The sequence below is a fragment of the Knoellia remsis genome, from assembly GCF_003002895.1.
GTDB classification, from domain to species: domain Bacteria; phylum Actinomycetota; class Actinomycetes; order Actinomycetales; family Dermatophilaceae; genus Knoellia; species Knoellia remsis.
This window is the reverse complement of the sequence record NZ_PVTI01000003.1, coordinates 37333-60439: the sequence shown is the minus strand read 5'-3', so window position 1 is coordinate 60439 and position 23107 is coordinate 37333. Positions and strand designations below refer to the sequence as shown.

The 23107-nt window shown below is 69.1% G+C and carries 21 protein-coding genes and 1 pseudogene; 14 read left to right on the top strand and 8 right to left on the bottom strand.

The window, feature by feature from the left end; genetic code table 11:
• Positions 1-7 precede the first annotated feature (7 nt).
• Positions 8-1225, bottom strand: coding sequence for a glycoside hydrolase 5 family protein (locus BCF74_RS17020; RefSeq protein ID WP_146132861.1), 1218 nt, complete (start codon positions 1223-1225; stop codon positions 8-10).
• Entirely contained in the window at positions 1222-2685 is a 1464-nt protein-coding gene (nagZ, locus tag BCF74_RS02760; RefSeq protein ID WP_218279185.1) for a beta-N-acetylhexosaminidase, read from the bottom strand. Before nagZ ends, BCF74_RS17020 begins: the two co-directional genes overlap by 4 nt.
• A 481-nt stretch (positions 2686-3166) precedes the next feature.
• On the opposite strand from nagZ, the gene BCF74_RS02755 reads away from it, so the two are divergent.
• Together BCF74_RS02755 and BCF74_RS02750 are read left to right on the top strand one after the other, a co-directional pair.
• Positions 3167-3541, top strand: coding sequence for a hypothetical protein (locus BCF74_RS02755; RefSeq protein ID WP_425432797.1), 375 nt, complete (start codon positions 3167-3169; stop codon positions 3539-3541).
• A gap of 97 nt (positions 3542-3638) precedes the next feature.
• Complete coding sequence (locus tag BCF74_RS02750; RefSeq protein ID WP_342747536.1) at positions 3639-4139, top strand: DUF6650 family protein; 501 nt, start codon at positions 3639-3641, stop codon at positions 4137-4139.
• A gap of 42 nt (positions 4140-4181) precedes the next feature.
• Here BCF74_RS02750 and BCF74_RS02745 read toward each other — a convergent pair whose 3' ends face one another.
• The 5 genes from BCF74_RS02745 to BCF74_RS02725 form a co-directional block, all read right to left on the bottom strand.
• Complete coding sequence (locus BCF74_RS02745; RefSeq protein WP_106296429.1) at positions 4182-5210, bottom strand: hypothetical protein; 1029 nt, start codon at positions 5208-5210, stop codon at positions 4182-4184.
• Between the two features lie 153 nt (positions 5211-5363).
• Positions 5364-5558 (bottom strand): hypothetical protein, encoded by a 195-nt coding sequence (locus BCF74_RS02740; protein ID WP_106296428.1) that lies wholly within the window; start codon positions 5556-5558, stop codon positions 5364-5366.
• A 168-nt stretch (positions 5559-5726) separates the two neighbouring features.
• Positions 5727-6458, bottom strand: a complete 732-nt coding sequence (locus tag BCF74_RS02735; protein WP_146132859.1) for a hypothetical protein — start codon at positions 6456-6458, stop codon at positions 5727-5729.
• Between the two features lie 228 nt (positions 6459-6686).
• Positions 6687-9050, bottom strand: a complete 2364-nt coding sequence (locus BCF74_RS02730; protein WP_106296426.1) for a tyrosine-type recombinase/integrase — start codon at positions 9048-9050, stop codon at positions 6687-6689.
• Positions 9047-10216 carry a tyrosine-type recombinase/integrase gene (locus tag BCF74_RS02725; RefSeq protein WP_106296425.1) on the bottom strand — a complete coding sequence of 390 codons (1170 nt, stop codon included), beginning with the start codon at positions 10214-10216 and terminating at the stop codon, positions 9047-9049. The genes BCF74_RS02730 and BCF74_RS02725 overlap by 4 nt, the downstream gene beginning before the upstream one ends.
• Before the next feature lie 70 nt (positions 10217-10286).
• Between BCF74_RS02725 and BCF74_RS02720 the strand changes: the two are divergent.
• The 8 genes and pseudogenes from BCF74_RS02720 to prfB form a co-directional block, all read left to right on the top strand.
• Positions 10287-11186, top strand: a pseudogene (locus BCF74_RS02720) (TadA family conjugal transfer-associated ATPase); the annotation flags it as partial.
• A complete protein-coding gene (locus tag BCF74_RS02715) occupies positions 11183-12052 on the top strand; it encodes a type II secretion system F family protein (RefSeq protein ID WP_106296424.1) in 870 nt (289 codons plus the stop codon). The pseudogene BCF74_RS02720 and the gene BCF74_RS02715, both read left to right, overlap by 4 nt.
• Positions 12049-12981, top strand: a complete 933-nt coding sequence (locus BCF74_RS02710; protein ID WP_106296423.1) for a type II secretion system F family protein — start codon at positions 12049-12051, stop codon at positions 12979-12981. Before BCF74_RS02715 ends, BCF74_RS02710 begins: the two co-directional genes overlap by 4 nt.
• 20 nt (positions 12982-13001) lie before the next feature.
• Positions 13002-13217 (top strand): peptidylprolyl isomerase, encoded by a 216-nt coding sequence (locus BCF74_RS02705; protein WP_106296422.1) that lies wholly within the window; start codon positions 13002-13004, stop codon positions 13215-13217.
• Positions 13214-13630: a TadE family protein gene (locus BCF74_RS02700; protein ID WP_106296421.1), complete on the top strand. Its 417-nt coding sequence runs from the start codon at positions 13214-13216 to the stop codon at positions 13628-13630. Before BCF74_RS02705 ends, BCF74_RS02700 begins: the two co-directional genes overlap by 4 nt.
• On the top strand, positions 13608-14102 hold the full coding sequence (locus tag BCF74_RS02695) for a TadE/TadG family type IV pilus assembly protein (protein ID WP_342747535.1): 495 nt from the start codon (positions 13608-13610) through the stop codon (positions 14100-14102). Before BCF74_RS02700 ends, BCF74_RS02695 begins: the two co-directional genes overlap by 23 nt.
• A complete protein-coding gene (locus BCF74_RS02690) occupies positions 14099-14548 on the top strand; it encodes a pilus assembly protein TadG-related protein (protein WP_106296420.1) in 450 nt (149 codons plus the stop codon). Before BCF74_RS02695 ends, BCF74_RS02690 begins: the two co-directional genes overlap by 4 nt.
• A 56-nt stretch (positions 14549-14604) precedes the next feature.
• A complete protein-coding gene (gene prfB, locus BCF74_RS02685; RefSeq protein WP_106296419.1) occupies positions 14605-15717 on the top strand; it encodes a peptide chain release factor 2 in 1113 nt (370 codons plus the stop codon).
• 24 nt (positions 15718-15741) lie between these two features.
• On the opposite strand, the gene BCF74_RS02680 is transcribed toward prfB, so the two are convergent.
• A complete protein-coding gene (locus BCF74_RS02680) occupies positions 15742-16197 on the bottom strand; it encodes a hypothetical protein (RefSeq protein WP_106296418.1) in 456 nt (151 codons plus the stop codon).
• Positions 16198-16384: 187 nt separating this feature from the next.
• On the opposite strand from BCF74_RS02680, the gene BCF74_RS02675 reads away from it, so the two are divergent.
• Genes BCF74_RS02675 through eccCa form a run of 4 tightly spaced genes read left to right on the top strand, consistent with a single transcriptional unit; the run spans position 16385 to position 23107 of the window.
• Positions 16385-16687, top strand: coding sequence for a hypothetical protein (locus BCF74_RS02675; RefSeq protein WP_106296417.1), 303 nt, complete (start codon positions 16385-16387; stop codon positions 16685-16687).
• Positions 16684-18036: an EsaB/YukD family protein gene (locus BCF74_RS02670; RefSeq protein WP_106296416.1), complete on the top strand. Its 1353-nt coding sequence runs from the start codon at positions 16684-16686 to the stop codon at positions 18034-18036. Before BCF74_RS02675 ends, BCF74_RS02670 begins: the two co-directional genes overlap by 4 nt.
• The gene (locus BCF74_RS02665; RefSeq protein ID WP_106296415.1) at positions 18036-19115 is read left to right on the top strand and encodes a MinD/ParA family ATP-binding protein; all 1080 of its coding nucleotides are present in this window, start codon (positions 18036-18038) and stop codon (positions 19113-19115) included. The genes BCF74_RS02670 and BCF74_RS02665 overlap by 1 nt, the downstream gene beginning before the upstream one ends.
• Positions 19112-23107 carry a type VII secretion protein EccCa gene (gene eccCa, locus BCF74_RS02660; protein ID WP_106296414.1) on the top strand — a complete coding sequence of 1332 codons (3996 nt, stop codon included), beginning with the start codon at positions 19112-19114 and terminating at the stop codon, positions 23105-23107. The genes BCF74_RS02665 and eccCa overlap by 4 nt, the downstream gene beginning before the upstream one ends.

The following is a 23107-nucleotide window of genomic DNA, read 5'->3' as shown; positions in this document are numbered from 1 at the left end:
CCACGGGTCAGTCTCCTCGCGCGATGTCGGCGGTGTCGGTGATGCCACGAGCCATCAGGTATGCCGTGTCGTCGGCGCGCTCGCTCGTCACGATGGGTGCCAGCTCGCCGTCCGCCGCGCGGGCCATCCAGGCGTCGAAGAGGCGTCCGCCGGGGGCGCTCGCGCGGCGCGGCTCGTCGTCGACGTCGAGGACGAGCGCCGGGCCACGCGGTGCCGGCGTGGCGGGCTCGTCGGCGAGCGCGGCGAAGACCTCCTGGAGGCGCCGGGCGAGCAGCTTGGGCTCACCGTCGCTGTCACAGAGACCGAGGGTGTACTCGAGCTCGGGGAAGTCGAGCAGCGCGCGGCTCACGTCGTGGCTGCACCACCATGTCACGCCCCAGATGTCGTCCGGTCCGGCGGCGAGGGCGCGCACCGTCCGCTCGGCGAAGTCCGGTGCCTGCTCGGCCGAGACCGACCCCTCGGGCGCGCCGACCTCCTGGACCCACACTCCCCGCCGCGGGTCGGGCGACCATGCGCGGGCGAGCTCGGCGACATACGCCGCGGTGCGGGTTGCCTGCAGGCTCAGCCCGCCGTAGCGCGCACCGATCCCGCCGGAGAACACCCACGGGTGGATCACAGTGCGGGCGCCGACGGTCGTGAGCTGCTGCGGCGTGAACGGGTGCCCCTCGTCGTACCAGACGGCGTCGTAGGCCGAGGCGTGGTGCTCGTGGTCGGGGTCGGCCTCGTGGGCCGCCTCCATGAGCGTGCGGTTCCACGTGTCGACCTGCTCGGCCGTCGCGGGGTCGCGGAAGAGCAGGTTGTTGGGCTCGTTGCCGAGCGAGACGCCGAGGTATGCCGGGTGGTCCCGCAGGTGCCCGGCGACGGTCCCGACGAGCTCGGCCTGGGCCTGCACCGCCCCGGCGTCGGCGAAGATGTTGCGGAACCGGTGGGTGTCGGTCCACGAGGGGTAGAAGTCGAAGCCGCTGAGGTGACCCTGGACGACGTCGACGGTGACGTCGAGCCCGGCCTCGCCGGCGGCATCGACGAGGGTGGTGAGATCGGTGAGCGCCCGCCGGTTGACCAGGCCGCGGTTGGGCTGGAAGACGGGCCAGATACAGAAGACGCGGACATGGTCCAGCCCGAGACCCGCGAGAACCTCGAAGTCCTCGCGCTGCTCCTGCACGTCGAAGTCGAGCCAGTGGTGGAACCAGTTGCGTCGCGGGGTGTAGTTGGCCCCGAACCTCATTGCTGTCGCCTCGTGATGATCTCGGCAAAACCCTTGAGCGCCAGGACGTTCCGGCCGCCGGTGACGACGACCGGCAGGTGGGCGGGGAGGACGTCGCGGTCTTCGGGGATGCCGGTGACGAGGACGAGCACGCCGCCGTCGCGGTTCCGCGTGAGCTCGTCGAGGCTGCGCAGCATCCAGGGGGTGCGCACGGCGTCCTGGACGGCGACGACGAGAGGCCGGTCCGCGGCCCGGCGGCGGGCTGCCGCGATCGCGTCGGGGTCGTCCTCGCGCACGACGACGCCATCGGTGCCGAAGAGTGCGGGGAGGCCATCGAAGTACGGGTACCACGCCGGGTGCAGGGGCTGTGCGAGGTCGACGACGAAGGTGTCGCGGCCCATCGCGGGGACATCGCTGGCGGCCACGACACGGGCGGCGACCTCTCGCGCCGGAGCTCCGTCGAGCCCACCACCTCGGGGCCGGTCGGCGAGAGTGCGGGCGAGGCGGCGAACACGCTCTGACGCCTCGGCGAGCCGCTCGCGAGAGAGGTCTCCGGCGCGGACGGCGTCCACGAGCCGGGCTGCGGTGCCGGGGGCGTCGGCGTCGCCGACCGCGATCATGGCGAGGTCGGCGCCCGCCCGCAGGCAGCGCACCGTCGCGTCGGCGATGGTCATCCGCCGCGTGATCGCACCCATCTCGAGGGCGTCGGTGGTGAGGACTCCCTCGTATCCGAGCTCGTCACGCAGCACGCCCGTGAGAATGCGGTGCGACAGGGTCGCCGGCGCGTCGTCGAAGGTGGAGAAGACGATGTGCGCCGTCATGATGACGTCGACCCCCGCGTCGATGACGGCACGGAACGGCTCCAGCTCGAGGGTCGACACCTCGGCAGCGGTGCGGTCGACACGGGGGAGGTCGACGTGCGAGTCGACGGAGACGTCGCCGTGACCGGGGAAGTGCTTGGCGCAGGCGGCGATCCCCGCGTCGTGGACTCCCTCGACGAACGCGACGGCATGACGGCTCACCCGCTCGACCGTCGTCCCGAAGGCGCGGGTCGAGATGATCGGGTTGCCGGGGTTGCTGTTGACGTCGGCCGACGGGGCGAGCATGACGTCGATACCGAAGGAGTCGAGCATGGCCGCGGCGTCGCGGGCGCTGTCGCGGGTCAGCGCGATGTCGTCGAGGTCGCCGAGGGTGCGCGGCGCGGCGAGGGGCCACGGGTTCACGGCCGACAGGTGGCTGAACTCCCCGCCCTCGTGGTCGATGGCGACGAGGAGGTCCGGCCGCTCACTTCGCAGTGACGCGACGAGCCCGGTGAGCTGGTCGGCGTCACGGACGTTGCGGGTGAACAGGACGACGCCACCGAGCCCGTCGCCGACCGCCCGGCGCAGTTCATCGGTGGCCTCGTGGCCAGGCAGGCCGACGATGAGCGAACCGAGCGCATCGCGACGCAGGGCCGCGTCGGCGCGTGCGACGTCCGTCACGAGGTGACCAGCCGCGTGGCCGGCTCGTCCTTCCGCCCGCTGGCGCCGATCAAGGGTGTGTGCCGATCAGGGTGTGCATGTCGACTCCTCCGTTGCAGTCTCCACGGCCGCGGGCGGCGCGAGGTCCGGTGCCCACCACGACGCTGGTCGTGGTGCCTTCGGACGGTAATGGACTAGACCACGAGATGCGCGATGACTGGCCGACAAGGGAATCTTTGTCCACCTGTGTCGTGGTGTTGTCGGACTCCGAGCCGTCCGCACGTCGGCTGGTCACGGTGCGCTCCGGATCGCCGGCGTCGCCATCGTGTTGATCCGGTCCCTACCCTCGGTTAAAAACTTCGTCAAGGACTGTGGAAAACTCTTCAGCGACATCAGCGATCCCGCCTACAGTGCTGCTGCACCACGGCATACGGATCTGAAAACTGGTCGACAGGGTGCGCACACACGCCGTGGAGGCGCGCGCCGGAGGGGGATTCCTGCAGTGGACGCTGTGCGCACCGTCGAGGCCGAGGTCCGCGAGCTCATTCGTCGCTCCGGTCTCGACCCCACGCGCGAGCCGCGCGAGGTGCAGCGGCTCGTGCGCGACGCCGTCGCCGACTACGACCAGCGCTCCATGCACGGGGGTATGCCGGTCCTCGACGACCTCGCGCTCGCCGAGAAGTCCGTGTGGGACACCGTCGCCGGCTTCGGGCCGCTGCAGCAGTACTTCGACGACCCGACGATCGAGGAGATCTGGATCAACGAGCCGACGCGCGTCTTCGTCGCGCGCGGCGGCGTCGCCGAGCTGACCACGACGCTGCTCACGAGTGACGTTCTCTGCACTTGTCAAGGTCGTGTCGGACTCGTCGTTGCCTGATGCGATACACGTACAGTGCGGGGAGCCCGCTTAGGGCAGTCGGAGAAGGCGCCGCCCTCGCCGCCAGAGCTAGCACGCAGGGGGCGGCGCCCCCGACATGGAGGGACTAGGGATGGTTCGGTACCGGCTTACGGGCGTGACAGCTGGGCCTGCGGGCGCCCAGTGGGAGCGGAAGGACGATGACCGCGAAATAGCCCGTCGAGTGCTCAACATGCTCGGCGACCGTCGGATGCTTTGGAGGGACTTCTCCCTCGAGATCGAGGAACACTGCGTGCAGTCCGCCAACATCGCGCGCCAGAAGCTCGGTGAGTTGATGGACAATCCCGAGGGCAGCTCGACCATGGCCCAGCGCCTGCAGGCGATTCAACGGCACTTCAGAGACTTCGTCGACGAAGTGGGTCCTTCGGAACAGCAGTGGGACAGGCATCGCAGCCCGTACGGCACAGATCCGCTCTCGGTAGCGCTCGGCAGGCTCCGTGGCCTGGTGGGGGTGCATATCGGCGAACTCGCCGCTGAGCACGATCTCGACGTGTCGGAGGAACTCGCCTCTATCGTCCCAGATCAAGCAGGCTGGTTTTTTGAGCGGTTCGAGGCCTGAGGCGGGGTCGACGCGGGTTCGCGAGGTGGGTGGCCCTGCGAGTCACGTGAAGTTGCGCCCGGCTGAGATCAGGTAGCTGTAGGCGTCGACCGTCCGCGCAGGGATCAGGCCGGTGAGGCCGGCCGCCAGAGCGAGGGCGGCGCTCACCGGGTCGCCGTTGCCGGCCAGCTCCCACGAGGCCCCCGCAAGTCCAAGCGACACGCTGGTGAGGCCGACGGCGTCGGGAGTCCAAGACCCCCGTGAGGTTCGGCGCAATCCGAAGGCCCTCTCGGCAAGTTCCTCTCGTCGGTCGGCGAGGGCGGCCTGACGGTCGACCTCTTCCATGGGGCCGAGCTGGGTAAGGACGCTACGGAGTTGGCGGGCGTAGAGCCGGTACTCGGTCGCGTGTTGCCTGCGGAAGTCCAGCAGTTCGTCGAGGGGAACCCGGGAGAGGTCCAGGCTGACCGCCTCGAGGTCGAGAGCAACCAGGTGCCCGGCGGAGGGCATCTGTTCTCTTGTGAGGGTCCTGACGAGTGCCGCGGCAGGCTGCTGCTGGGACGTTGCGGGGTGGAGGTCGATGCCTTGCCGACGCCCGGCCGCGCGGGCGAGCTGAGCGAGGAGGACCAGGATGGTGGTTCGCACCTCGGGGTGCATCGGGATCGAGAGCCCGTCCTCACTCGGGCGGGCGAGACCTCTTTGGGTCAGTTCCTCGGTGAGCATCGACGCGAGGCCGACATCCGCGCCCCAGCCGACTCGGCTTTGTGACAGTTCTTGGAAGTGCACGGTGGGGTCGAGGTGCTCGAACGCGTCGGTGGTCAGCAAGGCCACCATGGCGGTGGCAAGGTCCTCGGTCATCTCTTGGTCAACGAAGGCTTCGGGCTCCAACACGCGGAGAAGACCGAGGTCAGTTAGCGGTCCGGCTAGTACCGGGTCGCTGATGACTTCGATCCCAGCCATGTACTGCGGACGGAGGATCGCGATCTCATCGAAGAAGAGCAAGAGGGTCTTTACCGCATCGACCTCGCCGGACCCCCAGTAGGGCGCGGGGTAGTAGTACGCGACTTCGGGAACGGTCACCTCCACGTCGGCCATGCGTATGACTCTGTCAGATCCGACACAGCATCGTGCCCCGTTGGCGGCACGAGCGGACAGCGTTCTTAGCGATGTCTAACCCCGCTTATCAAAACGATAAGCGGGGTTAGACATCACCGGTTCCGGTCATCGGACCGGGGGTGTGGCTGGCGTTCAGGGCCGGCGCCCGCCTCGGATGACAGCCCTGGCGAGCCTGATCACATCTCGGCGACGGGCCGGTGTGAGGCGGCAGAAGAGCCAGACGGCGAGGATCGTGCTGAGCGCGATCGTTGCGATCACGATGGATATTGCAAGGGCGGTCGTGATCGTCATCTCCTGCGGGACGACGATCGAGGTGGCGAGAGCCATGGGTTTGTCCTCCTGCCCGCGTTCGGGCATGCAAAAGGCCCGCCGTTGCCAGCGGGCCTTGGTCGTGCGTTTGGGGCGCTGAGTGCGCCGGTGTCTTGCTCGTAGTCGTGTCAGGGCATGGCTGTGCCTAGGGAGGTCGCATAGCTACCTCCCCTCAAGGGGTGATCGTTAGATCAGAGGGCGTGGCTTTCGCGGCGAGCTGTACGGCGATCGACGCGCCGCCGCAACGACGTCAGCAAGTAGGTAGAGCGGCGTCCGGCCCTGCTGCTGTCTCGGCTTCAGGAGACCGCGGTGGCGCCAAGAGCGCACAGTCGAGGCGGCTACGCCCACAGCGTTCGCGGCTGTCTCAGCCGTCACTAGCCTGGCCATGGCCTGGGCTGAGATGTGCTTGCCCGCGGGTTCGACGTGGCGGCGGTGGGCTCTCGTCAGCGGTCCTCCGGGTTGCGTGTTCCGCTCGCCGGTCGACATCGCGGCATCGTGCACTGCGCGAGCCGAGAAGATGAGGGTTCGGTCCTGTCGGCGAAGGGGTACCAGGTGCCCGCGGTGGATCCATTGACGGATCGTGCTGGTGGCGACGTCATAGGCCATCGCGGCCTCGAGGGTCGTCAACTCGTCCGGGCCGACCCAGTTGAGCCAGGTGCGGTCGGCGTCCCAGTACCAGTCGTCATCGCTCTCCCACAGCCAGAACGTGGGCCGACGGGGTGCGCGATAGCGGAAGTGGCGGGCGCTGTCGATCAACACGTCTGACGTCGTGACTCGCCGAAGCAGGTCGGCAGCGGAGATAGAGAGGGCGCTGCTTGCAGTGCCGTGCGGCATCCCGTGCGCATCGAGGAACACCAAGAGACGTCGGCTGGAGACGTTCAGCCGAGCGGCCGCCTGATGGACGCGATCCCGGGCCATGACGCAAGTGTGACGCCGCAACGGGACAGAGTTGGTGATCGCCACTCCGGGATGACCTGATCGTGGCATAACTGCAGGTCAGACATGGCGTAGGCCCTCCTGCAATCAGAGGGCCTACCGGATTTTGGGTGCAACTTTCCCCAACGACTTCCATGGTTGCAAAAGCGGACAGCGTGGTGTTGGACCCCATGGTTGTCGGCGCGTCGCGAGGATCGGTTTCTCAAGTCGCTAGTCGATGCTGACCTCATCGCCGTACGGAATCTCCCAGACCGGGTGAGCTGCCAGCGGCCCAAGTGACACCGGGGGACTCGCGTCGTTGAGGGTCGCCTGCTTCTCCTCGAGCCGCCGGAGGGTGATCCGGAGTTGCTCTACGTCGGCCAGCCAGGTCTGTGCCTGCGCGGTCTCGATCCGCTGGTGCAGGTCGGTCTCGATCTCTCGCAATCGGGGGCTGCTGCTGGGATGGACGGTGAGGAACTGACAGCGGATGCAGGCGTGCTCGTGGGTGCACCCCGAGCCGTAAGGGCGGACGCAGTCACCGAGTTCGACTCGTCGGCGGCCGAAGTGGTCAGCGAAGACCTGGAGCTCCTCGGCAGTGGGTTGGCGGTACTCCTCGCCGGGCCGGGTTGCTCGGCGGCGTTCGAGGTATTGGTCGTAGTGGTCGAAGACATCCTGGGGATAGATGGCCACGTAGCCCTGCGTGGTGTTGAGGCTGCGGTGGCCGGCGAGCTGCGCGGCGATGTGGATCGGCAGTTTGTTGGCCACCAGCTCGGTCAAGTAGAGCCGGCGGAAGTCGTGCGGAGTCGGGCGGATCAGGGTCCCGTCGCTGTCGCGCACCCCGGCCTTGGCGGCCGCCTGGGCCAAGTACTTGCGAATGGTGCCGTCGCTGAAGACGAACCCAGCGCCGGAGCGGAAGTGGTGCTGGAACAGGAACGGCAGAGGCTGACTGTACTCACGCTGGGACCGGTCGAGGCGGCGCAGCAACGGAACCGACCCATGCTCGCCCTGATGCCGGCTGATGATCTCACTGATGACCTTCGCCAACGCCGGGCTCATCGGCAGGATGCGCTCTTCGTCAGTCTTGGACGGCGCCACCTGCAGCAAGGGCACGACCTCACCGCTCTGCTTGCGCAGCGGCCGGACCGACAGGTGCGTGAGCTCGAGCATCTCCTCGATCCTCAGCCCGGTGTTCCTGAGCACCTCCAGAGCCGCCCAGGTCCAGAACGCCTTGTGCTCCAGGTGGGTCAGGTCGACTTCGTCGCCGGCCGGGTCGACGACGAGCATCGTGGTCAGGGTGTAGGTCGCCTTGCCGAGGACGTTCTTCCGGTCCTCGCGGCGCAGCCACTGCTGACCCTCGACGTCGAAGGTCGTCCCGGGTTCGACCGATCCGGCCGCGGCCAGCAGCGCCTGCATGCGGTCCTTCTCCGCGGTGACCGAGCGGACCAGCTGGGGCACCCAAGGAGCCAGGGAGCGGGTGCGGGCCTTGAAATGGTTCTGTTGCCGGCGGGTCGTCTTCGTCCGGGCGCCCTTGATCACCGCGCGCGGGACCGGGTTGGGGGCCACCCACATCGCCCACCGGCCGGGGTCGTCCAGGGCCCAAGCCGCGATGTCGTTGTAGAAGGTCCTGACCCGGTCCATGACTTGGGCCTCGCCCTTACGGAGCTTGCCGTTGGGCATCGTCTTGATCCGCGTCCGCCACGCGGACGCCTGCTCAGCGGTCAGCTGCAGGGTGGCGATGCCCGGGTTGTGTGCCTGGATGTCGCCCCAGAAGTTCTTCACCAGCAGCTGCTCGAGCGCGTACAGAGTGTGGTAATCCATGGAGACCGACATCTCGGTCAGGTACGCGATGAACACTTGGCGGATCTCGGCATTGTCAACGCCGTGGCGGTCCACCAGCTCCTCGACGGTGCGTCTCTCGACGTGGACCAGCTCGGCGTAGCTGTCGGGCTCGTCGGCCAACAGACCGGCCGCCTTGCAGGCCACCCATGCCCCAGGCAGGCCGTGGTAGTTGACCCCTCGCGCCAGGTGCACGGCGCGGAGGTCTCCGAAGTCCTGCGCGGTCAACTCGCTCACGGGTTTGCGCAGGTGGATCGACATCATCGCCAGCAGGGTGGTGACGCGGGTGGTGTCGCGGAACCCACCTCGAGCGACGACGGCGTCGACGACCTGCTGGAACACCTCGGGCTCGTGGTAGGACGCCCAGTCCTTGTAGAGCCTCATCCGCCGCTGGGAAAGCATCCAGTCGTAGGTCGGGGCCACGGCACCGACGACGATGAGGGCGTTGATGGCGTACGCGGTCTCCCACTTGATGCCCTGTCCCGAGGACCCCGGGTTGGGTCGCCAGTCCTGCTCGCCCTGGCCGATCCAGCTCTCCCAGCGGTCCTGCCACGTGTCCCCGGGCTGTTCCTCGAGCCAGTCCAGCAGCCGACCGACCAGCCTCTTGGAGCGGACCACCGGGTTGACCTTCATTCCGGCGGGCAGGGTCGTGGTGGTCAGCGCCTCCAGGACGCCGGCGAGCTCGCCGCGCAGCGCGGTGGGCATCCGACCAGAGGCGATGGCTGCGGCGACCTCAGGCACCGGGGACTTGCCGGTCATTGCTGCAGCCCGGGGAACAGCACCGCGAGGTCGTCCGCGTCGTAGCGGATGTTTGTCCTGGGTGGCTCCGGTGGTGGCGTGGCGAGGTGGCGGTGCAACGCCGTGACGAGCTCGTCGAGGCGGGCGGCCGCGTAGTTGTTCAGGGTGTCGAGGTGGCGGTGGCGCATCAGCGCCTGGGCGTCGGTCAAGGTCATCCGATCGTCGGCGAGGATGCGGTGGGAGAAGGTGTGACGGAAGTCGTGCCAGGTGTAGTTGGTCCCCAGGCGCCGGTTGGCGCGCTCGAGCACCTGCCGCAGGGCGAAGTAGTCCATCGGGGCGTGGGGTGAGCGGAGGGTGAGCCAGAGCGGCCCATCGGTCCCGTCCACGGGCCGGGTCGCCAGGTAGCGGGCGATCCAGACGAAGGACTCCGGGGCGGCCGGGATCCAGATCCGAGAGCCCATACCGCCCTTCGGCTCAACCGCGACCACGCCCTGGCCATGCTCGATTCCCCTCACGGTCATCGACAGCAACTCCCCGGCGCGAGCCCCCGAAGACAGCGCGACCGCGACCAAGGCGCGGTCGCGGTCGCGGCCCAAGGTGGCGAACAGATCCTGCAAGTTCTCTTCAGAGATCGCCCGTGGCTGGAACACCGGGACCTTCTGTCGGTACCGAGCCCGGCGCACCGGCACCCCTCGACGCTCTTGGTGAGAGCCCGGCACCGGGTTCCACGGACCCAGACCCGCCTCGTACGTGAACGTGTAGAACGCCGACAACACCGACAGTGCGTGGTTGATGGTGCGCGGTGCGTACCCGGCCCGCAGGTAGCTCTTCCCGGTGATCGCGTTGACCGTGCCAGCCGGCGGGCGGGATCCGGCGCCCGAGCGGCTGCGTTGCGGGTTCGGCTTTGCCTGCAGCCACCGTACGAAGTCGCGAACGTCGATGCTCGTGGCTGCGTCCCACGTGGTGTCGATCGCCCTGCAGAATCGCCACCAGCGAAGCAGGTCGTGGCAGTACGAGCGCCGGGTGGATGGCGAGGTGCCATTGGCGGCCAGTTCCACCATGAAGGCCCGAATCGGCTCGACCACGGTGTCGTCGTCGTCGACGACCAGCCAGCACAGCATCGGGGCGGCCTGCACCCGCATACTCGCCGGCGGCGAGATCAGCGTGATGTCGCGAACCTCAGTCACAATCGCACCCTGACAGCGTGCACAACTTCAGGGCTACTCGACGCGCGCACCACCAGTGCAGTCAACAAGTGAGGTGCGCGACCTCGTCGAGCGCATGCTCAAGTCCTCCGGGCGCCGGGTCGACCTGTCCAGCCCGTTCGTCGACGCGGTCCTGCCCGATGGCTCGCGCCTGCACGTCGTCATCCCCGACATCACCCGCGAGCACTGGCACGTCAACATCCGCAAGTTCATCGTCAAGGCCGACAGCCTCGACGACCTCGTCCGGCTCGGCACGCTGACCAAGCAGGCCGCGACCTTCCTCGAGGCCGCGGTCGCCTCCGGCCTCAACGTCCTCGTCGCCGGCGGGACCCAGGCGGGCAAGACGACGATGCTCAACTGCCTCGCCGCGGCGATCCCGGCGCGCGAGCGGGTCGTGACGTGCGAGGAGGTCTTCGAGCTCAAGATCCCGCTGCGCGACGTCGCGTCGATGCAGTGCCGGCAGCCGTCCCTCGAGGGCACCGGCGAGGTGCCGCTGCGGCGCCTCGTCAAGGAGGCCCTGCGGATGCGGCCGTCACGCATCATCGTCGGCGAGGTGCGCCAGGCCGAGAGCCTCGACCTCCTCATCGCACTCAACTCCGGCCTCCCCGGCATGTGCACGATCCACGCGAACAGTGCGCGCGAGGCCATCACGAAGATGTGCACCCTGCCGCTGCTTGCCGGCGAGAACGTCGGGTCGCGCTTCGTCGTGCCCACCGTCGCCGGCTCGATCGACATCGTCGTGCACGCCGCGCTCGAGCGCGACGGCACGCGGCGGGTGCGTGAGATCGCTGCCGTGCCGGGCCGCGTGGAGGGCGACGTCGTCGAGATCGCCGACCTCTTCGTCCAGCGCGGCGGGCAGCTCGTGCGCGCCGACGGCTACCCTCCGCACCGCGAGCGCTTCGAGCGGGCGGGCTACGACCTGCCCGCGCTGCTCGCCCAAGGGGCGTCATGACCGGCGTCGTCCTGGGCCTGGTCTTCGGTACGGGCCTCTTCCTCATCTGGTGGAGCTTCTGGGTGCGCGAGCAGGACCCTGACCGCACCAAGGAGCCTCCGCGTCTGATCCGGGTGCTGCGCGACGAGCTCGTCCAGGCGGGCTTCGCGTCGACGTCGGCGCGCACCCTGCTCCTCGGGTGCGCGGCGGCGTTCGTCCTCGTCTTCCTCCTCGTGTATGCCGTCGTCGGCGTTCTGCCGATCGCGCTGTGCTTCGCGCTCATGGCGGCATGGAGCCCGTATGCCGTGGTGCGGATGCGCGCGCGCCAGCGCCGCGGTCGGCTGCGTGACCTCTGGCCGGACGCCGTTGACAACATCACGTCAGCCGTGCGGGCCGGCATGTCCCTGCCCGAGGCGGTCTCGCAGCTTGCCCACCGGGGACCCGAGGAGCTGCGCCCGGCATTCGCCGCCTTCGCCCAGGACTACCGAGTGAGCGGCCGTTTCCAGGACAGCCTCGACCGGCTCAAGGCCAGACTCAGCGACCCGGTTGCAGACCGGCTCATCGAGTCGCTACGGATCGCCCGGGAGGTCGGCGGCAGCGATCTGGGCCGCCTGCTGCGGACCCTGTCTGTCTTCCTGCGCGAGGACGCCCGCACCCGCGCCGAGCTCGAGACGCGTCAGTCGTGGACGGTCAACGCGGCCCGACTCGCCGTCGCGGCACCATGGCTCATCCTCGCGATGTTGTCGACGCGACCCGAGTCGGTGGCGGCCTACTCGTCGGCGAGGGGAGCGCTCGTTCTCGTCGCGGGTGGCATCGTCACGGGGATCGCCTACTGGCTGATGCTGCGCATCGGTCGTCTCCCCGAGGACGAGCGGGTGCTGCGATGAGCGAGCTGACCCGTTCCGGCGCGCTGCTGGGCCTGCTCGTCGGGTTCGGGCTGCTGCTCGTGTGGTTCGGGCTGCCCCGACACCGGCGGGCTGGGCTCTCGGACCGGGTCCTGCCCTACCTCAAGGACACGCCTCGCCCGTCGACGCTGCTCGCGTCCGACCTCGTGCCGCGGAACGCCTTCTCCGTCGCCTTCGCTCCGCTCCTGTCCCAGCTGTCCGGAGCGGTCGAGGCGATCATGGGCGGTGCGCCGTCGGTGCGGCGCCGGCTGCTCCGAGCCGGTTTGGCGCCCGATGTCGACCGGTTCCGGGCCCAGCAGACCATCTGGGGCGTGGTCGGTGGGCTGCTGATGCTGCTCGTCTCGGCCGTCATGGCCCTCACCGGCGGCGCGAACCCCGTACTCGTCGTGCTCCTCATCGGCCTCGGCGCCGGCCTGGGTCTCGTCCTTGCCGACTTCTGGCTCAGCCATCGCGCAAAGAAGCACGAGGAGCGCATGCTCGCCGAGTTCCCCACTGTCGCAGAGCTGCTCGCGCTCGCCGTGGGCGCCGGCGAGGGTGCCGTCGGGGCTCTCGAACGGGTCACCCGGCTCTCCCAGGGTGCGCTCTCCGATGAGCTGCGCCGCTGTCTCGCCGACGCCCGTGCCGGCGCCAGCCTGCCGTCGGCGCTCCAAGGCCTCGCGGACCGCACGGGGCTGATGAGCCTCACCCGCTTCGTCGACGGCATCGTCATCGCCGTCGAGCGCGGCACCCCACTCGCCGACGTGCTGCGCGCGCAGGCACAGGACGTCCGCGAAGAGGGGCGGCGTGCCGTCATGGAGGCGGGGGGCAAGAAGGAGATCGCCATGATGGTTCCGGTGGTCTTCATGGTCCTGCCCATCACCATCCTCTTCGCCATCTACCCCGGCTTCTCGTTCCTCAACTTCACGATGTGACACCACCGAAAGGCAGCACCATGAACACCATCACCCGATCCCTCGTACGAGCTCAGCTCGCCGCCCTGCGTCTCGCCGACGACGGCATGCGCCGGCGTGAGCGTGGCGACGTCCCGGGCTGGGTCCTCATCACCCTCATGACGGCGGCCCTCGTCGCCGTCATCTGGACCGCGGCCAGGGGACAGTTCACGGCCCTGTTCGAGCGCGCCATCAACAGCGTCTCCGACATCGGATGAGCCGGCTCGCCCGCGCGGGCGAGCGGTCGACACCGGGGCGCGAGCGGGAGCGGGGGTCGGCCATCGCGGAGTTCGTCATGGTCTCCGCGCTCGTCGTCTTCCTCTTCATGGCCGTCCTCCAGGTCGGGCTGTTCCTGCACATCCGCAACACGCTCATCTCGTGCGCGAGCGAGGGGGCGCGCCTCGGCGCCCGTGCCGACGCCGAGCCGGGCATGGGAGCGGTGCGCACCCGCGAGCTGATTTCCTCGTCCCTGTCGAGGAAGTACGCCGAGGACGTCACCGTGGGGACCACGACCGTCGGGGGAGTCCAGGTCGTCGAGGTGCGGGTTTCGGCGCCGCTGCCCGTCATCGGTCTCATCGGTCCTTCCGGGCGGCTCCAGGTGACCGGTCGTGCGTTCCTCGAGCGGCAGTGACGAGGCGGCGATGACCATGTGGGGGTGGCGGGAGCGGCTGGGTCGGCTCCGCAGCGAGGACGGCAGTGCCGTCATCGAGTTCATCTTCCTCGGCGTCCTCATGCTCGTCCCGCTCATCTATCTCGTCATGGTGCTGGGCCGCATCCAGGCCGGGTCGTACGCCGTGACGACCGCGGCCCGCGAGGCGGGCCGTGCGTTCGTCACCACCGGCGAGGGGGAGGACGCCCGCGCCCGGGCGGAGGCCGCCGCGAACATCGCCTTCGCGGACCAGGGCTTCGACGGTCTGGGCTCGCTCGAGATCACCTGCTCGGCCACCCCGTGCCTCACCCCGGACGCCCGGGTCGAGACGACGACTCGCGTGTCGGTGCCGCTGCCGCTCGTGCCGCAGTTCGCCCGCGACGTCGTCCCGTTGCGCGTGCCGCTGACGGCGAGCCAGCTCTCGACCGTCGACCGCTTCCGGGGGGCGCAGTGACGACACGATCCCAGCGCGACGAGGAGGGGCGGGTCATCCCGCTCATCCTCGTCTTCACGATGATCTGCATCCTGCTCATCACCGGTGTCATCGCCGTCACCTCGGTCCACCTCTCCCGGATGAAGCTGCTCGACGTCTCCGACGGGGCCGCGCTCGCGGCGGCGAACGCGCTCGACGAAGGGACGGCATACGGGGGCGGCGTCAGGGGAGCGGTGCCGCTGACGGACGCGACGGTCCGGCAGGAGGCGAGCGAGTACGTCTCGTCCCGGCCGTTGCCGGGCACCCTCTACGGCTGGAGCCTCGGCGGACGCACCGGCACCCCGGACGGCGAGCTGGCCGTCGTCGAGATGACCGGCACGGCCAAGGTGCCGTTCATCGGGTGGATGCTCGGCGATGGCGTCCGCGTCACCGTGGTCTCGCGAGCTCGCGCCGACCTCGAGGAGTAGGCGCGCGCACCGCGCGTGGCGAGCGCACGGCATACGGGCACGTAGTCTTGACCCTCGTGGCAGTCGACTTCACCCAAGAGATCAAGGACCTCCGCGCGACCATGGCGTCGGTGCGTGAGGTGACCGACCTGTCGGCGCTCGAGGCGCAGATCACCGACCTCGAGACCCAGGCGGCGGCGCCCGACCTCTGGGACGACCAGGAGAAGGCGCAGCAGGTGACGTCCGCGCTGTCGCGCGCGAAGTCCGAGTACGACCGGGTCACCGGCATGGACGCGCGCGTCGATGACCTCGAGGTGCTCGTCGAGATGGGGCAGGAGGAGAGTGACGCCGAGACCCTCGCGGAGGCCGAGCGCGAGCTGACCAGCCTCAAGAAGGCTGTCGGCGAGCTCGAGGTCCGCACGCTGCTGTCGGGGGAGTACGACGAGCGAGCGGCCGTCGTGACGATCCGCGCCGGCGCCGGGGGTGTCGACGCCGCCGACTTCGCCGAGATGCTCATGCGGATGTACCTCCGTTGGGCCGAGCGGCACGGCTACCCGACCAAGGTCATGGACACGTCCTACGCCGAGGAGGCCGGGCTGAAGTCGGCGACCTTCGAGGTCAACGTCCCCTACGCCTACGGCAACCTGTCGGTCGAGGGCGGCACCCACCGGCTCGTCCGGATCAGCCCGTTCGACAACCAGGGCCGGCGCCAGACCAGCTTCGCCGCGGTCGAGGTCATCCCGCTCATCGAGGGCACCGACTCCATCGAGATCCCCGAGTCCGACCTCAAGATCGACGTCTTCCGCTCGTCCGGTCCCGGCGGCCAGTCGGTGAACACGACCGACTCCGCGGTCCGGATGACGCACCTCCCGACCGGCACCGTCGTGTCGATGCAGAACGAGAAGTCGCAGATCCAGAACCGGGCGGCGGCGCTGCGCGTCATGCAGTCCCGGCTGCTGCTGCTCAAGCGCGCCGAGGAGGCAGCCGAGCGCAAGGAGCTCGCCGGCGACGTCAAGGCGAGCTGGGGCGACCAGATGCGCTCCTACGTCCTCAACCCGTACCAGATGGTCAAGGACCTGCGGACCGAGTTCGAGACCGGCAACCCCGCCGCCGTCTTCGACGGCGACATCGACGGCTTCATCGAGGCCGGCATCCGCTGGCAGATCGCCGAGCGCAAGGCAGAGGACTGAGCAGGTCGTCGTGACGTATGCCGGTCAGCGCGCCTCGCGCATCCACTCCGGGGTGGCCTCGGCCGAGCGCGGGAATTCGCGCAGGTGGGCCGCAACCTGCTCGGCCGTCAACGGGCCGTCGTCGGCGGTGAACTGGCCGGGGTTCTCCTCGTAGTTGAACTCGGCGTCGGTGGCGATCTGCGGTGAGGGCCAGCCCGTGGCGGTCACCATGAAGCGGGCGCTCAGCCAGGTGCCGCCGGGCTTGCGGTACATGAGCCGCTGCAGGTCACGCACGGCCGCGTCCTGGGTGCTACCGGCAGCGAACGTGCCGGACAGGTCGTCGGGTTGCGGTCCGGCGACCAGCACCCGGATGACGACGGCATCCGGTGTGGGCTTGGCCCACAGCGTGATCGAGTCCCATCCCGGTTGGACGCCGAGGTCGTACATGAGCCACTCGGAGATGGTTCGGATGTGCTTCTGCTGCTGCGTGATCTCGTCCACAAGCCCTCCTCTGTCCTGAACAACCTAGACCGTGCGTCCGACAGGTGTGCGCGGGCCAGGGCGGTGGCCAAGGTCGGGGAGCGGAGCAGGCTCGGACCGCATTAGGCTGCCCTTTGGGTTCTCGGGAGGGACCCGGACTCGTCTCGTGTTGCGGACGAGACATGCCCACTTGGGGAGGACGGCCAGAATGCCGGTCACCTACGACGACCAGCTCATCGACAGCGTGCGCGTGAGGCGCAGCCGCCTGATCTCTGCGCTCTTGTTCGGGGTCGAGCGCTCGCGCCGGGTCTGGAACGACCGGGTGGGGACATTCGTGGTCAGCGCCTTCGTCGGGGTGCTCGTGTGTGCCGGGTGCATCGGAGTGGCCTTCGTGACCAACCTCCTGGAGTCCGAGCGAGCCAAGCAGCAGCAACGCATGTCGGGGACGTCGAACAGCGTGCTCACTCCTGGGTCTGCGAGCTCCGACCACAGGGTGGTGGCCGATCGATGACTGCCAGCCTCACTTCAGCGGGCTCGGAGTCCGCGACGGGGTACGTCCGCCTCACGGTGCACGGAGCCAGCCAGCGCGCCGATGTCGTCCTCCCCGCCGATCAGCCCACGGCTCTGCTTGTGCCCAGGATCCTCGAGCTGGTCGACCCCTCGGAGGGCACGGAGGGGCGCAGGTTCGTACTCGCGACGCTGGAGGGTCGTGTCATCGCCCCAGCGGAGTCGCTCGCGAGTGCTGGCGTGCTGGACGGCACCATCCTCCGGCTGACCACCACCGGCGAGATGCCGCCCGAGCCGCTCGTCCACGACCTCGCCGAGACGGTGGAGTCGTCCGACGTGCCTGGACGTTGGGAGGGGTCGGCGAAACGCGCCGTCGTTGGTCTCATCGGCACGGCCGCCGTCGTCGCGGGGCTGCTGCAGTGGTCCCTCACGTTGGCTCCTGACCGCGCGGTGTGGGCGCTCGCAGGGTCCGCGGTGGGACTGTTGCTTCTCGCTGCCCTCGTCGGGCGCGGCAGCGACCCTGTTGCTGCGGCCGGCCCGATCGCCCTCGGCGGTGTCAGTTTCGTTCCCTTCGTCGCGCTGGCCGACGGGGACTCAGGCGTGGTGCGTGCCGTCAGGGTCGTCGTGCTCCTCGCACTCGTGCTCCTCGTGCTCGGTGTGTTCACCCGACAACTGAGGGCCGCCGTGACGGCAGCCATCCTGGGATTGGCGCTCGCAGGACTGTGGTGGGGAGTGTGGCTCCTCACTGGCGACAACGCCCGAACTGGAGCCGTCCTGGCAGTCGTCGTCACCTTCGTCGTGGGCACCCTGCCGCGGCTGGCGCTCAACTCCGCTGAGATCTTTCGGCTTGACGCCATGGTCGCGGGCGACGCTGATGTGCCCCGCGGTGACGCCGGTGCAGCCGTCGCTGCGGCGCACTGGACGCTGGCGGCTGCCGTCGCTGTCAGCAGCGCGTTCTTCGGTATGGCCGGGTGGACGCTCGGCCGACACGGGCTCGCCGACGCATGGCTGGCCGGTGTGTTCGTGGTCTCGATCGTGGCCTGGTCACTGCGGGCGCGACTCTTCCCCCTGGCCGCCGAGAGGCTCGCCATGTGGGGCGCCAGCGTCGCTTCGCTGGCCGGTGCGGCAGCAGGGGCCGTGGAGTTCAACCTTGAGCACCGGGGGCTCCTGGCGCTCGGCGCAGTCGCCATTGGGCTGGTCGTCCTCGTCACGCCCATGCTCCGGTTGTCGGACTACAACAAGGCTCTGCTGCGTCAGCTCAACGCCCGTGCCGAGGCAGTCTGCGTGGTGGCATCCATCCCGCTCGTGATCGGTGCCTTCGGCGTCTACCGCGACCTCCTGGAGACTTTCTGATGACTGACGACACGTCCCCGTCCGGCGTTTCCCAGCGCGATCCCGGAGCGTGGCAGGACGCGATGATGCAGCGTCTCCAGAACCCCGTCGCAGACCACGTGACCCAGCCATCGTTCGCCGCCACGCGAGACGACGAGCAGGCCCGCGCGACAGGGTCGGTTGAGTCTGGCGCTCACGGCATCCCGCATCCGGCCACGACCCACACCCTGTACCGAGCCCTGTCGATGAGACCTGCACAGAACGGCGGGAAGCGACTGCTGGCCGAGACGGGGCGAGCCTTCGTCGGCAACGACCTGCCGCGCCGACTCGCCGAGGCCGGCGAGCAAGCCCACCGCCCGGTCTCGACGGGGCGACGGCTTCTCGTCGTTGGAGCACGAGGGGGTGCCGGGACGACGACGACGACCGTGGCCCTGGCCCGCACGTTCGCAGCCCTGCGTCAGGACCGGGTCGGCGTCGCCTCGCTGGATACTGACCTGGGGTCCATTGCCTCTCGCCTCGGGGTGGCACCTGACCTCGCGGCCACGGATGTGCTGGCCCGGCTCACCTCAGCCGCGGATCCGGAGCAGTCCGTCTCGGTCTTCGCCGACGTGGACGGGCGTGTGTCGGCGGTGACGGCGGGGTCCAAGGGCGACGTCGAGCTCGACCTGCTCATGCGGACCATGAGTCGAATCTTCCCGGTCACCTTGGTCGATGGTGGACGAGCCACGGCTCAGCCTCCACGCGCGGGGCAACCACACGGCGTGCTCCTCGTTGCGCCTCTCGGAATTCAGGGTGCCAGCTCGGCACGCAGCCTCCTCGAGTACTGGACCGCTGCCGGGCGCCCGGAGCACGTCCGCGTCGTACTCGTCGACCGAGACCGGGACCGCACGGTCCAGGCCCGTCGGGAGACCGAGGCGCTGGCCGATTTCGATGTGCCTGTCTCCGTCCTACCTCATGACGCGCACCTGCGAGCCGGGGCTCGTGTTGTGCATCGTCTCATGGCGGAACGCACTCGGGTCTTTCTCGCTGAGCTGGCTGCCGCGGCCCTGACCGACGTGTTGGCGGCGGTCGACGAGCCCGCAGGGCACAAGGCGCCATGACCACCCGGCTCGTTCATCGACCGGCTCGTAGCAGCCAACCGGTGTCGGCGCTCGCCGACTACCCGGTGGAGCGGCCCCCCGCGCTCCCGGAAGGCGACAGCGGGGCACGCAGCCTGCTCATGCTCGTGCCGTTGCTCGGCGCTGGCGCGTCCATGACGGTCATGATGCTGTTCCGGGGCTCGAGTCTCGCGGCCGTGGGCGCTCTGATGATGGTGGTCACCATCCTCGCCTCAGTGGTGATGATGTTCAGCCAGCGGGGGAAGACGGTGCGGGCTCGCCGCCTTCAACGGGACCGGTACTTGGCCTACCTCGAGAACAGCCGCTCGACCCTTGCCGAGGCCGAGTCCAATCTCAGGTCCACCGCGCGTGAGCTGCACCCGCAGGCTGCAGGGCTGCTTGAACTGACTCGGACGGCTCAACGGCTCTGGGAGCAGCGGCGAGGCGACCCAGACTTCCTCGTGACTCGGGTGGGTTCGGGTCTGATTGCGACACGCCGCTTCGCACTCGGGGGAGAGGACAGCCCTCTGGCCGACACCGACGACTTCATGACCGCGGAGCTCGACAACGTGCAGCGCCGCTTCGGCCGCAGCGACGACATGCCGGTCACCGTTCCCCTCGCAAATGTCGGCGTGGTGTCCGTCGTCGGCGACCGGGACTTTGTGAAGCAGGCCGCACGAGCGCTCGTCTCCATGGTCTGCACGCGGGCAGCGCCCGAGGACGCGCTCCTCGCCGTCGTGACAGGTGAGGACCGGCGTGATGAGTGGGACTGGGCGCAGTGGCTGCCCCATCTGGCGGATCAAAGCCGCCCCACGGCGTCAGGACCGGTCCGGCGCTTCTATCGTGACACCGCAGAACTGCACCGCGCCTGGGCACCCGAGCTCGACCGGCGGGCTAACACGGCAGCCGAGGGCCGCCGCAACCTCACGGCAGCGGGGGACCCGACCAGACATGCTCGCTACCTCGCCGTCATCGACGAACATGGCTCTCCGTCGTCGGAGCTGTCGAGCCAGGACCCCGAACTCAGCCTTGCCGATCTCGGCATCACCACGGTCCATCTCGTCGCGCGCCAGGTGGACGAACCCGAATCCGTCGACCTCCGCATCCGGCAGGAGTCCGGCTCGCGCTTTCGACTCGAGCCGGTCACTGTAGGGAGTGGGGCCGAGGCGGGGCGTGGCGTCCTCGACCCCTTTAGCGAAGCCGAAGCCGAAGCGCTGGCGCGTGAGCTCGCGCCGCTCAGGCTGTCAGCGGACTCGCTCGAACACGACGCTGGACGACGCTCGCTGAAGTTCACCGACCTCATGGGCGTGCCCGACCCAGTGCACTACGACCCTGAGGAGACCTGGGGCAAGCGGTCGGCGACGACGTTCCTCCGCGTCCCGATCGGCATCGACGATGCCGGCAACCCGGTGATGCTCGACCTGAAGGAGGCGGCACAGTTCGGCATGGGCCCGCACGGTCTGTGCGTCGGCGCCACGGGCTCCGGGAAGAGCGAGCTGCTGCGCACGCTCATCCTCGGGCTGCTCGCGACCCATGGCCCGGAGGATCTCAACATGGTGCTCGTCGACTACAAGGGCGGCGCCTCCTTCGCACCCTTCGAGCAGGCGCCTCAGGTCAGTGGTGTGATCACGAACCTCTCCGACGACGTCAGCCTCGTCGAGCGCGTCTACACCAGCCTCAACGGAGAGGTGCAGCGGCGACAGAAGGTGCTCCGTGACGCGGGCAACCTCCCCGACATCACGGCATACCGGACCCGCCGCGAGAGCGCACCGGAGGACGGTCTGGAGCCGTTGCCCCATCTCGTCGTCGTCATCGACGAGTTCGGGGAGCTGCTTACAGCTCGGCCGGACTTCATCGAGCTCTTCCTGTCGATCGGACGCATCGGCCGGTCGATCGGGGTGCACTTGCTGTTGTCGAGCCAGCGCATCGAGGGCGGCAAGCTGCGTGGCCTCGACACCTACCTCTCCTACCGGATCGGCATGCGCACGCTGTCCGAGGCCGAGAGTCGCTCGGTGCTCGATACTCCCGACGCGTTCGCGCTGCCGCCGGTCCCGGGCTACGCGTACCTCAAGGTCGACACGACGACGTATGCCCGCTTCCGCGCGGGGTTCGTCTCCGGTGAGCTGCCCAGCGTGATGCCCGCCGAGGAGGTGCCGGTGGATCTGCCCCGGCCTCTTCGCCTTCCTCGGTATGCCGTTGAGGTCACCGATGAGGGGGAGCCTGTGCGATCGACCCGGGTGGAGGCGCCGCGACCGGACGGCCCCACGGTGCTGAGCACCATCGTCGACCGGCTCAGGGACCGTCCCCGGATCACGGCACCGGTCTGGCTGCCGCCGTTGCCGGACGTCCTCACTCTCGACTCGGTCCTGGGGCATGTGGAGCCGACTCGGGACGGTCTGCGTGCCCGCGCTCCTGGTGGATTGCGGGTCCTCGTGGGCCGCGTGGACGATCCCGCTGCACAGCGGCAGATGCCGTGGATCGTCGATCTCGGCGCTGCCGGTGGTCACGTCCTCGTGCTGGGGGCCCCCGGCTCTGGCAAGACCACGTTCTTGCGCACGTTCATCACGTCTCTTGCGCTGACGCGCGGACCGGCGGAGTTCGTCGTCTATGGCCTGGATCTGCTCGGCGCCAACCTGCATGGGCTGGCCGAGCTGCCGATCGTGTCCGGGGTCGGATCCCGGACAGACCGTGATGTCGTCCGGCGGACCGTGGAGGAGGTGCAGAACCTTGTCGCCGAACGTGAGCAGCTGATGCAACGGCACGGTGTCGACTCCATGGATGGGCTCAGACAGCTGGCTGCACAGGGCGATCGACCGGAGCTGATGTCGACCAGCCTGGCCGAGGTCGTGCTCGTCATCGATGGGTTTGGGCAGCTGTCGAGTGAGTTCGACTCGTTGGAGGACTCGGTGGCGAACCTGGTGCGGCGCGCCTCGGGTTTCGGCGTGCACGTCGTTGCCACGGCGACCCGCTGGAACGAGGTTCGGCTGGCGATGCAGTCGTTCTTCGGCAACCGGGTGGAACTGCGCCTCGCTGACCCGGGGGAGTCGGCTCACGGCCGCAAGGTTTCCGAGACGATCTCGGCCGAGCGTCCGGGTCGTGCCATCGTTGCCGGCGGTCTCTTCGCTCACGTCGCTCTGCCACGCATCGACGGCGTGGCTTCGAGCGACGACGTCGCTGCGGCTCTGCGTCAGCTCGTCAGCTCGGTCTCGGCGCATGCGCCTGAGAGGGCGGCTCCCGTCCGCCTCCTGCCGCATGAGGTGACGCCCGATCTGGTGGAGCAGCCAGCGCGGTCGGGTCTCGTGCCCTTGGGTCTCAGCGAGGCTGACCTCGCTTCGGTGACACTCGACCTCCTGGGGGCGGACCGGCACCTCCTCGCCATTGGTGACCCCGGCACGGGTCGCACGAACCTGCTGCGTCTGCTCGCCTCCACTCTCGTGGCGCAGTTGTCCGAGGACGAGCTCGTGATCGCGGTGGTCGACCCTCGGCGCACCATGGTCGACGTCGTTCCAGACGAGTACCTCGGAGGGTATGCCAGCAGTGCGGCTCTCGCGTCACGTCTGGTGGCCGCCATCGTGCCCGAGCTGGAGAAGCGGGTTGCGGCGGCGAGTGAGAGTGCGTCCGCGCAGGAGGGGCCGAACATCGTGCTGCTGGTCGACGACTACGACGTGCTCACTGCCGGGGGGAACGCGCCGTTGGCACCACTCCTGCCGTTCATCGCCATGGGCCACGAGCTCGGTCTCTCGGTGGTGTTGACACGGCGCACGGCGGGTGCCTCGCGGGGTGTCTTCGATCCGGTCATGTCCGCCGTCCGCGAGGCGGGAGGCACAGGGCTGCTGTTCAGCGGCGACCGGGCCGAAGGGCAGCTGTTGGGGTCGGTGCGGCCTCGGGCACTGCCGGTGGGTCGGGCCCAGCTGGTCCGCACCGGAGCGCCAGTCACGGTCGTGCAGACGGTGCATTGCCGAGAGTCGGACGCATCCGGTGGCGGCTCGGAGTGA